The organism is Sphaerospermopsis sp. LEGE 08334, from assembly GCF_015207205.1.
In the GTDB taxonomy this organism is placed as follows: domain Bacteria; phylum Cyanobacteriota; class Cyanobacteriia; order Cyanobacteriales; family Nostocaceae; genus Sphaerospermopsis.
This window is the reverse complement of record NZ_JADEXH010000007.1, coordinates 1-14,140: the sequence shown is the minus strand read 5'-3', so window position 1 is coordinate 14,140 and position 14,140 is coordinate 1. Positions and strand designations below refer to the sequence as shown.

The window sequence follows — 14,140 nt, the reverse complement described above, 5'->3', positions numbered from 1 at the left end:
AGCGAAGTCGAGATGCTTGCCTTTTGCCTTGCTACAACGATAAATTTCAATGCCCGCCTACTTATAACTATGAAAATTTTAATGTCTGCTTACTCCTGCGAACCCGGTATGGGTTCTGAACCTGGTGTGGGTTGGAATATTGCGCGAGAAGTTGCCAAATACCATGAAGTCTGGGTACTAACCCGACCTGATGAAAGCCAAGATATCATCAAGGCAGAACTAGCACGCAACCCCATCCCAAATCTTCATTTTGTTTATTTTACTTTACCCTTTTGGCAGGATAGTAGAAAATGGGGACAGTCTGGAGGAATGCAACTTCACTATTACCTCTGGCAAGTTCAGGCATATTTTGTTGCTAAATATCTGCATCAACAAATTAACTTTGATTTGATTCACCATGTTACCTTTGTCAAGTATTCCAGTCCTTGCTTCTTGTCACTGTTACCAATTCCCTTAATTTGGGGTCCAGTAGGTGGTGGAGAATCTGCGCCAATCAGTTTTTGGCAGGATTTTAGCTTAAATGGCAAAATTTATGAAATTGCCCGCAGCTTTGCTCGATGGCTGGGAGAGCAAGACCCCTTTGTACGTCTTACTGCTAACAGAAGTGCTGTAGTTCGAGCTACAACCAAGGATACCGCCCAGCGCCTCTATAAGATGGGTGTGAACCATGTCCAGATTATGCCTGAATCAGGGTTATCAGCAGAAGACATGGAGCTTTTAGGTAAATATGAAATACCTAATGAGCCAATAGTCAGATTTATCAGCATGGGTAGACTTTTGCACTGGAAAGGCTTTCACCTTGGACTGCGTGCTTTTGCTCAAGCAAATCTACCAAATACAGAGTATTGGATAGTAGGAGATGGACCTGAATGGCATCAACTACAAACTTTGGCATCAGATTTAGGAATTGCTAAAAAAGTTAAATTTTGGGGAAGATTGCCTCGTGAAAAGGCTTTAGATTTATTGAGGGACTGTCAGGTGCTAGTTCATCCCAGCTTACATGATTCTGGAGGGTGGGTGTGCATGGAAGCTATGGCGGCAGGTCGTCCGGTAATCTGTCTAGATTTAGGTGGACCTGCTGTTCAAGTTACAGATGAAACTGGCTTTAAAATTCCTGCTGATGAACCATATCAAGCTGTACGCGACTTGGCAGCAGCAATGATTCATTTAGTTACAGAGCCAGAACTGAGGGTCAGTATGGGTCAGGCAGGTCGGAAATTAGTACGTGAAAACTACACTTGGCAAGTTATAGGTGAGCGTTTGAACAAACTATATCTAGAGGTTGGTAGCCGGAAAGTCTCGCAAACTGATGTTGTATCTCAAGTGTTTTGAAATTGCTTTCAACTCATTAGTTTTTCTAACCTTTTCTAACTTTTTCTAACCTTTTCTAACCTTTTCTAACCTTCATAAGTAAACCAATATGCACATCCTGATTGCTGCTTTACACAGACCTTCAAACCCAACTGGTGTTTGTAGATATGCTGCGAATCTTGCTCAATGTCTTGCTGATACTCCAGAGGTTAGCAAAGTAACTTTAATTATTGGAGTATGGCAGAGGCAATACTTTGAGCAACTTTTTCACTCCGATAAAATCAAATTAATCAGTGTAGATATTAAAAATAATTCGTTGGTAAGAAATATCTGGTTTTTATTTGGATTACCAATTTTGGTAAACAGTCTTAGTCCTGACATAGTTCATATGTCATTTCCATTTCCATTTCTGCGCCCACTTTTTTCCTCTCCTGTTGTTTCTACTATTCACGATTTGTATCCATACGAAAAACCAGAGGTCTTCGGGTATCCAAATGTTATCTTTAACCGTTTATTCTTAAAACAATGTATTCAAAATAGTAATAGTCTTACTTGTGTTTCTCAAACTACACTAAGTAGCCTACATTCGTACTTTCCACATCTGCAATCATGCTCAGAAATTTCGGTTATCTATAATTATGTTGATTTTAATCATATCACTCCTCAACCACCAGTTGATTTAAATATTGGCAAGAATGATTCTTTTTTGTTATGTGTTGCTCAACACAGAAAAAACAAAAATATAGATTTGTTAATCCAAGCATTTTACTTGTTAAAAAAATATGAACCTATCCCACATTCAACAAAGCTAATTATTGTTGGCAACACAGGCCCAGAAACAGAGAGATTGTATAATCAAATTCAATATCTCTTGCTTCAAGACCAAGTGTTGCTAATTCGTGCAATTAAAGATGAGGAATTATGTTGGTTGTATCAAAAATGCCAAGTTTTTATAGCTCCTTCATCTCAGGAAGGATTTTGTCTACCCTTGGCGGAAGCTCTTTACTTTTCGTGTCGGGTAGTTTGTTCTAATATTCCCATATTTAGAGAAATTGCTGGTTCTAGCTGTTGTTATTTTGACATTCAAGGTGATGCAGTAAAAAATATCTCACAAGCTATTCTTGATGCTTTAGAACAGCCCCACAATCAAACAAGTGATAATTTTCATTTTTCCAAATCAGACGTAGCACGTCAGTATCTTAAATTTTACTCTAAAATCATCTGTATTAATCCCACATTCCGCACTTCAATTTGTAGTATATATACGAGTATCATAAGCAGCATAAGAATTAAATATTAATACGAAATTAAGAAAGTAAAAATATAGACATCAATTTTCCTTTAACTACTAAATAGGGGTTGCTGAGAAAGTCTTTCCGTGAAGACAGGGAACTCTTAACAGGGAACAGGGAACAGTTTCAGCTATCTGTCATCCCCAAATTTTTGGGTTTGCGATCCCCAAAATGCACGGTTTTTCAGGTATACCCTTCAAAACCCTTGCACTTTTTTCCTCTTTATCAACCTGTAACCCTTGATATATCTGGGTTTTACATTTATTCAGCAAGCCCTAAATAGGGTGTACAAACGAAGATATCAGTATTTATCTACTCAAAGCCTGGTAATCTAGTAAAATTCTGATTTTATTAACAACCAGTCTACTTACTGTCAAAAATACAGGAGTCAGAAGCAATTAAGATGTGAAAAGTTGACATTTCCACGGGTATATCTGGGAAAAGTTCTGACCTCTAGTTTTGACTCCTGACTCCTAAATTTTAAATTCCCAGTCTTTGATAAACTTGATCTAAATGTCTCAGATGGTTTTGTGGATCAAAACAACCATCTATTTCTGCTGCTGACAAGTTTGCAGTTACACGGGGGTCTTTACTAATCAAATCACGGAAATTACCTTCTGGTTTATTCCAAGCAGTATGGGCGTTTTGTTGGACTATGCTATAAGCTTCTTCGCGGCTGAGTCCTTTATCTACTAAGGTTAAGAGAACTTTTTGACTAAAGACGACTCCACCATAGCAGTTAAGGTTGCGTTCCATGTTCTGGGGATATACCAGCAAATTTGTCACCAAGTCGGTGATCTCATGGAGCATAAAGTGTGTTAATATGCAAGCATCTGGTAAAATTACCCGTTCGACGGAACTGTGAGAAATATCTCTTTCGTGCCATAAAGCTACGTCTTCTAAAGCTGCTCCTGCATGACTTCTTACCAGTCGCGCCATTCCTGTCAGTCTTTCTGAGCGGATGGGGTTGCGTTTGTGGGGCATGGCACTAGAGCCTTTTTGACCTTTGGAGAAGTATTCTTCAACTTCTAAAACGTCGGTTTTTTGCAAGTTGCGAATTTCTACGGCAAAGCGTTCTATAGATGCTGCCAGTAAGGCTAATTGTTGTACAAAGTCGGCATGAAGATCGCGGGAAATAACTTGAGTGGAAGCGGTATCGGGTTTGAGTCCGAGTTTTTCACAAGCGATCGCTTCTACACGAGGTTCAATATTGGCATAAGTTCCCACCGCCCCGGATATTTTACCGACAGCGACATTTTTTTTCAGGACTTGCAAACGTTCTTGGTGTCGCAATACTTCCGCTAACCAACCGGCTAATTTAAAACCAAAAGTGATGGGTTCAGCGTGAATACCATGCGATCGCCCAATCATCACAGTATAACGGTGTTCTCTGGCCTTGTTGCGAATTGCCCCAATTAAATCTTCTAATCGTTGTAACAAGATATCCAAACTAGCAACTAATTGTAGTGCTAATGCCGTATCCAGTACATCGGAACTGGTTAAACCCAGGTGAATATAACGTCCCGCATCACCAACATATTCATTGACATTTGTCAAGAAAGCAATCATATCATGGCGAACTTCCGCCTCAATTTCTAACACCCGCTTGGGGTCAAAATTCGCCTTGGCTTTAATTTCTGCAACTGCTTCTTTAGGAATATAACCTAGTTCTGCCTGAGCTTCACAAACAGCAATTTCTACCTGTAGCCAGGTTTGTAACTTATAGTTTTCATTCCACAGATTGCCCATTTCGGGCAAAGTATAACGCTCAATCACATTCGGGCATATAATACAACTGTCATATTTTACAAGGGAATTGGTGATTGGTGATTGGGGATTGGTGACTGGGGATTCTATTTTGGATTTTGGATTTTGGATTTTGGATTATTTTTCTTAACTTCAATCTAAAATCTAAAATCTAAAATTTCCCTGACTCCTGACTCCTTGATCTCCTGACTCCTGACTCCTGACTCCTTGATCTCCTGACTCCTGACTCCTTGCCTTGAACTCCTGACTCCTGACTCCTTGATCTCCTGACTCCTGACTCCTTGCCTTGAACTCCTGACTCCTGACTCCTTGAACTCCTGACTCCTTGAACTCCTGACTCCTTGAACTCCTGACTCCTGACTCCTTGATCTCCTGCCTCTTCAGCAAACCCTGGAGACAAATTTAAAAATCTTGTCAAGCAACAGTAAAATTACGTAAGTATGCGTTAAACTTGATTTAAAATTCAGTAAAACAACGATAGCTTATTGAGTACGGTCTGAGGAAAATAATTAAAGATTTGAAGAAATTATACTAACTCCATTGTGCAGAACAAGGGATTACTACAAAGGAATTGATATGGCAAAAAGTGAAACCTCTATCCAACCTGATGGTATGGAGTTATTACACTTATACCACCAAAATCCTTCAATTAAACTGCGTAATCAACTGGTAGAGATACATAAGGGTTTGGTGCGGAAGATGGCTTATAAGTTTACCCATCAATGCCATGAACCTTATGAAGACTTAGAACAAATTGGTTATTTGGGGTTGATCCGGGCTATTGAGCGTTTCGATCCCTCTCAAGGATATGCTTTCAGTTCCTTTGCTGTACCTTATATTCGCGGTGAAATATTGCATTTTTTACGCGATCGCTCGACTTTAGTTAAAATACCCCGCCGTTGGCAAGAACTTTACAATCAGGGGCAACTTCTTTGTAAAGAATTAACATTATCTTTGGGTCGTCCTGTCAAAGATACGGAAATTGCTGAAAAACTGCATATTTCTGTACAAGAATGGCAAGAATGCAAGTTAGCAAATCAAAACCGGATGCCTTTAAGTTTAGATGCTAATCTAACTAACAACGTAGATTATCAAATGACTTTGGGTGATATACTTCCCTGTCCCCATACTACTATGCTTCAGCAACAAGAGGAAGAAAGACTACAGCTACAAGGGGCGATGAGGATGTTAGATGATAAACCCCGGATGGCAGTTGAGTTAGTATTGGTTAAGGAACTAACTCGCAAGGATGCTGGTAAAAAAATTGGTGCTAGTCCGATGACTGTTACTCGCTATCTGCATCAAGGTATTCAACAATTAATTTGCTATTTGCAACCACAAGGCGAGACAGAGGTGATGAGTGCTTAGTTATTCTTTGTCTGAATCAGCCATTAAATTAATCTCAAATATCATTTACCCTATAATTGTGAGAAAACATTTGATTTTCTATGACTATTCCCATCACTATCAACTTATCTGAAAGTTTAGTTGCATCTGTCCAGCGTCTTGGAGAAGCAACAGCGCGAGAGGTATCAGACGTTTTGGTTGACACACTAGAAATAGTATTGCCTACTTTAGATAATCTCTCAGAAATGAGCATTAATTCCAACATTGCTGATGTTTCCGATCAGGAAGTTCTAGAATTAGCTAATTTAAAAATGGATGTAATGCAAAATCAACGCTTGGGAGAACTACAAGCTAAAGGAAAAAATACTGGTTTAACAGCAGCAGAACGCTATGAATTGTTAATTTTAATGTCGCTTTATCAAATTGGACAATTAAGAAAATCTGAAGGTTTAGCTGAAGCAGTTAGAAGAAGAATAAAAACTTCTTTATCAACATGAGTTCTCTATCTGAAACAATACGCCAAAAGGTTAGACAACGTGCGAGAAATCGCTGTGAGTATTGCCTTAGTCATCAAGATTATATTATGGGCAGGTTGCAAATTGATCATATCCAGCCTTTAGCTAAGGGAGGAGATGATACAGAAGATAATCTGTGTTTAGCTTGTGAATTATGTAATCAATACAAATGGACGCAAACGGAGGATTTAGACCCTCAATCTGGCAAAATAATTTCTCTATTTAATCCTCGTCAACAACAGTGGCAAGAACATTTTACTTGGAGTTTAGATGGAACAGAAATTATTGGTCTAACTGCCTGTGGTCGAGCCACAATCAGGGCGTTAAGATTGAATAATAGTTTAGCTGTTACTGTGCGTAAAAATTGGGTTAAAGCTGGTTGGCATCCACCATGCTCTGATCATTTAGAAATTTAAAATATCGAATTATTTACATCTGTAATTTATGTACAAAACCGATATCTTTGTAGGGGTTTAGCATTGCTCATTGGTGTCAATTTAACATAAAACCGATAACCCGACTGGGAATGAATTCCCAGTCTAATAGCAAAAGTCATCTAAAGATGACTAAATACATAAAAAATCTTCTATAGGAATCCTATTTGATTTTTGAAAAAGATTAAGAGAAAATACGTGTGAGGATATAAGTGTAAAAATAGACAATGATAAAGCAGCATCTATCAAATGTATCATACCCAGCAAAAGTGGCAACTGCAATTGCCGAACTACAAGACTTCATAGCAGGTTGTCGTGATGCTCGTGAAGCCAGAAAAGCCTTGGCGGTGAAATTGGTTTACCAAGATTACTTATACGAAGAAATCCAGACAATTTTAGATGTGTCTTTAGGTTCGATAACTGGTTGGAAGCAAGCTTACGAGGAAAACGGACTTAATGGCTTAAAGTTAAACCACAAAGGGCGAAAAAGCCATTTGAGTAGCGAACAACTCCAACAAGTGTTAAGTTGGTTGCAAACCAAGAACTGCTGGGAACTGGGGGAATTGGAGTACAAACTAGCCTTTGAATATGATGTGGTTTATGAGTCAAAGCAAAGTTACTATGATTTATTCGATGCTGCTGACATAGCTTGGAAGAAGACCACAAAGTTAAATCCCAAAGCCAACCCAGAGGCTGTGGCAGAAAAAAAAAAGAGATTGAAACACTACTGGCAAGCAAGCGTTCCGAAATAGAAACCGGCAAATTGAGGGTATTATTAATTGATGAGTGTCATTTAATGTGGGGAGACTTAAGTGGCTATGTCTGGGGGAGAACTGATAGGGAAATAACAGTTCCAGTGGTGAATGAGCGCAATAAACAAACATATTATGGGGCAGTTGATTATCTTGAAGGAAAATTGCTGCTCAGAGCTTACGATAAGGGGAACTCAGAAAATACAATTGATTATCTGCGATATTTACTAAATGAGTCTGGCGAGCAACAATTGTTACTTTTTTGGGATGGTGCGACCTATCATCGTTCCAAAGAAATTCAAGGGTTTTTGGATGAAGTTAATCAAGGTTTGACAATTGACCAATGGAAAATACGCTGCGTCCGTTTTGCACCCAATTGTCCAGAACAAAATCCTATTGAGGATATTTGGTTACAAGCCAAAACATGGGTGCGGCGTTTTTGTGCCTTAATTCCAACATTCTCGCATTTGAAATGGATGTTTGAATGGTTTATTCGACACACTACCTTTGATTTTGCCACTCTTCAGATGTACGGATTTTTTTCAAAAATCAAATAGGAGTCCTATAGAACAGGTTTTACTTATAGTTTTACTGGTGGTAAACTGGATGAATATATTAATAGATGGGAGATTTATGCACCACAATATTATGAAAAAATTAGAAAAAGTGACGATGTTTTAACTATCGCTAAAAATACAGGGTTTTCTAAAAAGAAGATTCAAAGAATAAAAGAGCATATATTTTTTCAAAAACATCAATTAGATGATAGTATGAGAACATTCGATCCAGATCCTGATATTGCTGATGCTTGGTTTAGATTACAGAAAGGAGATTATAAAAATGAGGATATAAAATTATTATAAAATGAATATTTTGAGTCTCGGTTTGAAGCAATATTTAAAACAGATTATCGTACTGCCCATAATGCTACAATTAAATCAGGCAGAACATGGAATCCTGAATAAATATAATAAATATGTTGTAAAAATTATAGCTATAGGAGGGTTTTATGGCTTTTTATGTAATGTTAGTTAAGGTTAATGAAGATGAGCAAGGTGTTACTTATAATTTCGGTACTGATCCTGAACATTTAGGGAAAGTTTATCTTGATAAACATGATGGAAAAATTCAAGAAATTGAAGCTATTAATATTGAAAATTATCAGCATATTTTCACAAGAGCAGTAATTAAATTACGTCAGCATTGGAAAGCAGGTAATTTTCCGGATCATACTTGTTGGGCTTCTTAGATGATAAGATCAATTTATAACATCTACTTTTTATGACTATTACAGAAATTCTACAATTTGTAGATAATTTAATTTTCACAGAAACAGATCAACATTTAGATGATCTGCAAAAAAGAATTATTGAAGAATTATTTAAAGGTAAAACTTATAAACAAATTGCTGATATTTATGAATATGATGAAGGTTATATTGGTGATGAAAGTAGAAAGTTATTTAAGTTTTTATCTGAAAATTTAGGTGAAAATATTAATAAGTCTAATTTTGCCTGGACTATAGAAAGAGTTGTAAATTCTAAAATATCTCAGTTTTCTAAAATTCTTAATTTCGAGAACAATAACATTAATTTATGTCGTCAAAATAATTATAAAAATTATGATAAATCTGCAAATAAATTATCATATCATGATTTAACTTTATCACCGAGAATTATTAGATTTTATGGAAGAGAACAAGAATTAGAAACTTTATCTAACTGGATATTTAATCAAAACTCTTGTTTAATTTCCATCTTAGGAACATCAGGAATAGGTAAAACCACTCTAGTAAAAAGATTCATAGATTTAAACCTCGATAAATTTGAAATCATTATCTGGAAAACTTTAAAATATCCCAAACCTCTAAATTTACTGATTGATGACTTATTGCAAATCTGCAAACAAGAACCTAAAGAAACCTTAGACGATAAAATCAAACAATTACTTGATATTCTCACCAACAACAAATGTTTAATTATCCTTGATGATATCCAAAATCTCTTTATTCCTGGTGAACTTGCGGGAAAATATCAACCAGAATATCAAGATTATCAAACCTTATTCAAAATCATTATAGAAACCCAACATCAAAGTAATATTATCTTAATTAGTCAAGAACAATGTCCAGAAATGGAATCTTTAGATACAGAATTATCTCCTAGTAAATCTTTAGAAATCTCAGGTTTATATCATCCCGATATTCTCCAAAACACAGGATTAAAAAATCAGGATAATTGGTTAGATTTAATTAAATTATATGCAGGTAATTTAATGTTTTTAAAAACTATTACCGTCTTAATCTCCAAAAATTATGATGGTGAAGTAGCTGAATTTTTAGCAGAAAATAAATTACATATTACCCAGCAAATGCAGTCTTATTTTCAAGAGACTTTTAACCGTTTATCACCTATAGAAAAACAAATAGTATTATATTTGAGTAGATTTGAAAACCCTATTTCTAGAGAAGAATTAAGACAAACGTTAATAGAAACCTTAAATTTATCCTCAGTTGATTTTAATAACGGTTTACAATCTTTGCAACAACGGTATTTAGTGGTGAAAATTAAAGATGATAAGGTGATGTTTTCATTATCTCCTGTTTTTGGGGAATATGTGAGAAATTTCTCATTTCCACAATAAAAATCAGGATTTATAGGATCTGACTTTGATTTTCGTAAAGTTACCGTTCTTTCTGCGGGGATTGATTTAAGAAGCAATCTTGCTGAATCTAGCTTAAAAATGCACATTAGAATCGAAGATTATCCCGAAAAGTTAGATAAAGCTTTATCCCTAGCCAGCAACGCTGAGGATTTGATTTCCGTACGTCCGTTTCTCTCTCTTGTTGGTTTTGATTTCTATTTCAACGGTCGCAGTGAAATTGAGCTTTATCCCGAAATTCAAGAAGAAGATTTTGCCAAATCAGAAACCCAAAATTTGGTTTGGCGACATTTTCCGAAGTTCGTCTTAGACCCTCTAGAAGTTACCAGATTATTTCTATTTGGACTCTCAAAAGCTAATCATAATCCAGTTCTCTATTATAATCTTAAAAATAAGCAAGATCTAGCTAATTATTTCAAACTCAACGATGCAGCCCAACGAGTTCACAGTTTTTATCAAAATCAGGATATTTCACCTAATATGTGGGTAGGTACTGTCCAAAAAGAGTTAGAAAAAACAAGAATCGAAAATGTTAGACTTTACTATTATAAATCCTTCAACTAATCTCTCAGCAATTGGCAATCATACTGAAGTAGTTGTAGGTTGGGTTAAGCAACAGCACAACCCAACAAAATTAAATCACAAAATCACCAAAATGTTGGGTAACATACGTCAACCCAACCGACACAATTTAAATAACATCCTGTAAATCCTGAAATCCTGATTCTGACAATTTTATTTTCTGCAATTTCCAATCACCAGAAGTCTGAAATAATCACATTAAATGCCAAAAAAAATTAGAGAATTAAAACAGATGTTGCAAAAAGCAGGATTTACGTTATTACCAAAGCGGGGAAAAGGTAGTCATTCTTACTGGATTCATCCACTTTTACCAAAACCTGTAGTTCTATCTGGTAAAGACAGCAAGGATGCAAAACCCTATCAAGAGAAAGATATAATAGAAAGTATCAAAGAACTTGAACAATTAGAAAAAGGAGATGAACTATGAAATATAGTATTCTAATTCAATGGTCTGACGAAGATCAAGCCTATATTGCCTTTTTACCTGAATGGGGAAAATATGCTAAAACCCACGGAGAAAGCTATGAAGAAGCTCTAGAAAATGCCAAAGAAGTGTTAGAAGATTTGCTGTATGGCTATAATCAAATCGGTAAGCCTATACCCCAACCCCAAATATTACAAAAAATAGCTTAAAAAAGACATAATCTGACAATAATGATATCTATAGGTTAGATGTAGGTTGGGTACAAAGAAAGCGCAACCCAACAAAATTAAATCACAAAATCACCAAAATTTTGGGTAACATCCGTCAACCCAACCTACAAGATTTAAATAACATCCTGAAAATCCTTAAATCCTGGATATCCTGATTCAGATAATTTCATTTTCTGCAAAATTCGAGCAAATTTATGATATCTACTACTGCAATTTCTCCCATCTTAACTATTCCTCCCCTAGAAAACGGCGATAAATTAACCCGTCATGAATTTGAACGGCGTTATCATGCCATGCCGAATTTGAAAAAAGCCGAATTAATTGAAGGAGTAGTTTACGTGGCATCACCTGTTAGAGCAAAACAACATGGTAAACCCCATGCTCGCATTATGACTTGGTTAGGAACTTATGAAGCAGCTACACCAGGCGTGGAAGCACTGGATAATACTACCGTCCTTCTTGATACAGATAACGAACCACAACCGGATGCTTTATTAAGAATTGAAACAGGAGGACAATCAAGAATAAATAAAGATGATTATGTAGAAGGTGCGCCAGAATTAATAGTAGAAATTGCCGCTTCTAGTGCTTCCTATGATTTACATGAAAAACTCAAAGTTTATCGTCGTAATCAAGTCCAAGAATATTTAATCTGGCGAGTTTATGACCATCAATTTGATTGGTTTAGGTTACAAAAAGGAGAGTATATTCAACTTCAACCCAATGCAGATAATATAACTTGCTCTCAGATTTTCCCCGGTTTATGGTTAGACAAAACAGCATTATTAGGAGGAGATTTAGGTAAAGTGTTAACCGTTGTCCAGCAGGGTTTAGCAAGTCCAGAACATGAGAATTTTATTAGTAGATTATCTAGTTAGTCTGATTGGTGACAATTATCTAGTTAGCAGAAGTTACCATCCAAACTAAAATTCCTAAAATGACATCAACAGGAGGAAGGGGATAATCTGTAAAATCAATTGTTACAGTTTGTTCCGTTAATTGTAGAAATCGCCAAACAGTACCATTAGTCACGCTACCATAAATTGTAGGAATAGATTGATTATTAATTTCATTAAATTTTTGAGCAGCAATCATTTCCGCAATACATTGGCCAATACCCGGATTTAAGTCTGATTTTTTAGCTTCCACAATCATAACTGCTGGTGCTTCAACTTCTAACTGTTCTGCTGAACGACTGAGAACAAAATCACAGACTCCATTCAATCCTAAAGCCGAATCTACAGTAAAATCCATACCAGAAAATAAACTAATTTTTCTGTGTAATATCTTACGGACTTCTAGTAAAACCGGACTAATAATTAACTCAGAACGTGCTTTTTCACTTCCCGTCGCTATAGCTAATGGTAAACTTTCTGCTAAAAAATCAGTGAGGGTTGCACTAGCAGCAATTGGTTTAATTTCTGGCAAAAACTTTTTATTTTCAACTGTATTTATGCCAAAAGTTTGCTTGACTTTTTTGAGGGTAAAATCACTGTATGACATAATGTAAATTTTTACAAAAATGATGTAAAATTGATAGTATTGAGGTAGAAAAAAGTCCTTTCTGCAGAATTAATAGTGATTGTTGGGATGTGAAATTAAAGTTTTTTGACCCGGAAAATGGCCGCAGGGCGAAGAGAGTTTTTCTGTTTACTATTGATGTTAGTGATAGGATTCCTGTAACTTTGGGTCAAGTTCGTTCTTGGTCTGTGCGGAAATAATCATGAATTTGAATCAGCATTAACAAGATTAGAGAATAAACAGAATTGATTTTTACCTTCACATCCTGTAAATCCTTAAATCCTGGAAATCCTGATTCAGACAATCTATCTAGATTTTATATCAGCGATCGCTCCTCTAGCCATAGATGCGATCGCCTTATCTGTCGCTTTCGGTAACTGGTAATATTTACCTCCCGCAGTTTTCGCTAACTCTTTGGCAAAACCTGTAGAAACAAACTTACTTTCCGTATCAATTACCAACAATTGCATCCCTGCTGCTCTAATTCTCGCTGCAATATCTAGCAATTCCGCTTTGATATCCGGTTTTTCCCCTGGTTCTTGGGGTTCACCTAAAGAACGTGATAACGGAATATTACCACGACCATCCGTAATTGCCACAATCACAACCTGGCCAATATCTCCGCCCATTTGGGCATTGATTCCCACTCTCACGGCTTGGGTTAACCCATGTGCTAATGGTGAACCACCACCACAAGGTAATTTTTCTAACCTGTTTTTAGCTAACGCAATAGAACGGGTAGGAGGTAATAACACTTCCGCTTGTTCACCCCGGAAAGGAATCAAAGCAATTTGATCTCGGTTTTGATAGGATTCGGTTAAAAGTTGCATGACCGCACCCTTAGCTGATTGCATCCGGTTTAATGCCATTGAACCAGAAGCATCAACCACAAATACAACTAAAGCGCCCGCTTTCCTAACTAACCGCTTTGTCCGCATATCACCCTGTTCAACAATTACCTTTTTATTCGGCTGTCTGGCGCGACGTGCTTTTTGATACGGTGCTGCGGCTCGCAATGTGGCATCTACGGCAATACGTTTTACCTTACCTTTGGGTAACATTGGCTTGATATAACGTCCCCGGTCTTCTGAGAAGATTAAACTACGACTTCCAGATTTACCTTGACGTTGGGACATCTGAGCAAAATATAATACATCAGAATCCAAAATTACGCCTTCAGGATCAAATACAAATTCTTCGGGAATATCTGGGGGTTCTTGTTGTTCCTGTTCTTCCTGTTGTTCTTCTTTGTCTTCCTGTTCTTCCTCTTCCTGTTGTTCTTCTGAGTCGTCTTGACTTTGGGG

General features: G+C 36.6%; 15 protein-coding genes and 1 pseudogene. 13 read left to right on the top strand and 3 right to left on the bottom strand.

What is annotated here, in order from left to right; translation table 11 throughout:
* Nucleotides 1-69 precede the first annotated feature (69 nt).
* Together IQ237_RS05450 and IQ237_RS05445 are read left to right on the top strand one after the other, a co-directional pair.
* Nucleotides 70-1,332: a glycosyltransferase family 4 protein gene (locus IQ237_RS05450; protein ID WP_194053119.1), complete on the top strand. Its 1,263-nt coding sequence runs from the start codon at nt 70-72 to the stop codon at nt 1,330-1,332.
* Between the two features lie 88 nt (nt 1,333-1,420).
* Entirely contained in the window at nt 1,421-2,611 is a 1,191-nt protein-coding gene (locus tag IQ237_RS05445; protein ID WP_194053117.1) for a glycosyltransferase family 1 protein, read from the top strand.
* A gap of 472 nt (nt 2,612-3,083) precedes the next feature.
* Here IQ237_RS05445 and purB read toward each other — a convergent pair whose 3' ends face one another.
* Entirely contained in the window at nt 3,084-4,379 is a 1,296-nt protein-coding gene (purB, locus tag IQ237_RS05440; protein ID WP_194053115.1) for an adenylosuccinate lyase, read from the bottom strand.
* 567 nt (nt 4,380-4,946) lie between these two features.
* On the opposite strand from purB, the gene IQ237_RS05435 reads away from it, so the two are divergent.
* The 10 genes from IQ237_RS05435 (at nt 4,947) to IQ237_RS05385 (ending at nt 12,193) form a co-directional block, all read left to right on the top strand.
* The gene (locus IQ237_RS05435; protein ID WP_194053113.1) at nt 4,947-5,738 is read left to right on the top strand and encodes an RNA polymerase sigma factor SigF; all 792 of its coding nucleotides are present in this window, start codon (nt 4,947-4,949) and stop codon (nt 5,736-5,738) included.
* 80 nt (nt 5,739-5,818) lie between these two features.
* Entirely contained in the window at nt 5,819-6,214 is a 396-nt protein-coding gene (locus IQ237_RS05430) for a hypothetical protein (RefSeq protein WP_194053111.1), read from the top strand.
* Complete coding sequence (locus tag IQ237_RS05425; RefSeq protein ID WP_194053109.1) at nt 6,211-6,648, top strand: HNH endonuclease; 438 nt, start codon at nt 6,211-6,213, stop codon at nt 6,646-6,648. Before IQ237_RS05430 ends, IQ237_RS05425 begins: the two co-directional genes overlap by 4 nt.
* Nucleotides 6,649-6,893: 245 nt before the next feature.
* Nucleotides 6,894-7,975 (top strand): IS630 family transposase gene (locus IQ237_RS05420; protein WP_375539897.1). Its coding sequence is split into 2 segments (ribosomal slippage): nt 6,894-7,368 and nt 7,368-7,975, totalling 1,083 coding nucleotides; the frame shifts between segments, so codons are not numbered across the junction.
* A gap of 452 nt (nt 7,976-8,427) precedes the next feature.
* A complete protein-coding gene (locus tag IQ237_RS05410; RefSeq protein WP_194053107.1) occupies nt 8,428-8,667 on the top strand; it encodes a hypothetical protein in 240 nt (79 codons plus the stop codon).
* Nucleotides 8,668-8,699: 32 nt separating this feature from the next.
* Nucleotides 8,700-10,061: an AAA family ATPase gene (locus IQ237_RS05405; protein ID WP_194053105.1), complete on the top strand. Its 1,362-nt coding sequence runs from the start codon at nt 8,700-8,702 to the stop codon at nt 10,059-10,061.
* Nucleotides 10,062-10,073: 12 nt separating this feature from the next.
* Complete coding sequence (locus IQ237_RS05400) at nt 10,074-10,643, top strand: DUF5838 family protein (protein WP_194053294.1); 570 nt, start codon at nt 10,074-10,076, stop codon at nt 10,641-10,643.
* A gap of 220 nt (nt 10,644-10,863) precedes the next feature.
* The gene (locus IQ237_RS05395) at nt 10,864-11,088 is read left to right on the top strand and encodes a type II toxin-antitoxin system HicA family toxin (RefSeq protein ID WP_028083551.1); all 225 of its coding nucleotides are present in this window, start codon (nt 10,864-10,866) and stop codon (nt 11,086-11,088) included.
* Nucleotides 11,085-11,294, top strand: a complete 210-nt coding sequence (locus IQ237_RS05390; protein ID WP_194053104.1) for a type II toxin-antitoxin system HicB family antitoxin — start codon at nt 11,085-11,087, stop codon at nt 11,292-11,294. Before IQ237_RS05395 ends, IQ237_RS05390 begins: the two co-directional genes overlap by 4 nt.
* A 215-nt stretch (nt 11,295-11,509) precedes the next feature.
* Nucleotides 11,510-12,193, top strand: a complete 684-nt coding sequence (locus tag IQ237_RS05385; protein ID WP_194053103.1) for a Uma2 family endonuclease — start codon at nt 11,510-11,512, stop codon at nt 12,191-12,193.
* A 19-nt stretch (nt 12,194-12,212) separates the two neighbouring features.
* Here IQ237_RS05385 and IQ237_RS05380 read toward each other — a convergent pair whose 3' ends face one another.
* Nucleotides 12,213-12,818: a hypothetical protein gene (locus tag IQ237_RS05380; protein WP_194053102.1), complete on the bottom strand. Its 606-nt coding sequence runs from the start codon at nt 12,816-12,818 to the stop codon at nt 12,213-12,215.
* A 26-nt stretch (nt 12,819-12,844) separates the two neighbouring features.
* On the opposite strand from IQ237_RS05380, the pseudogene IQ237_RS05375 reads away from it, so the two are divergent.
* A pseudogene (locus IQ237_RS05375) lies at nt 12,845-13,036 on the top strand (hypothetical protein); the annotation flags it as partial.
* A gap of 105 nt (nt 13,037-13,141) precedes the next feature.
* Here IQ237_RS05375 and IQ237_RS05370 read toward each other — a convergent pair.
* Nucleotides 13,142-14,140, bottom strand: a 999-nt coding sequence (locus IQ237_RS05370) for a VWA domain-containing protein (protein ID WP_194053101.1), incomplete at its 5' end; no start/stop codon positions are given.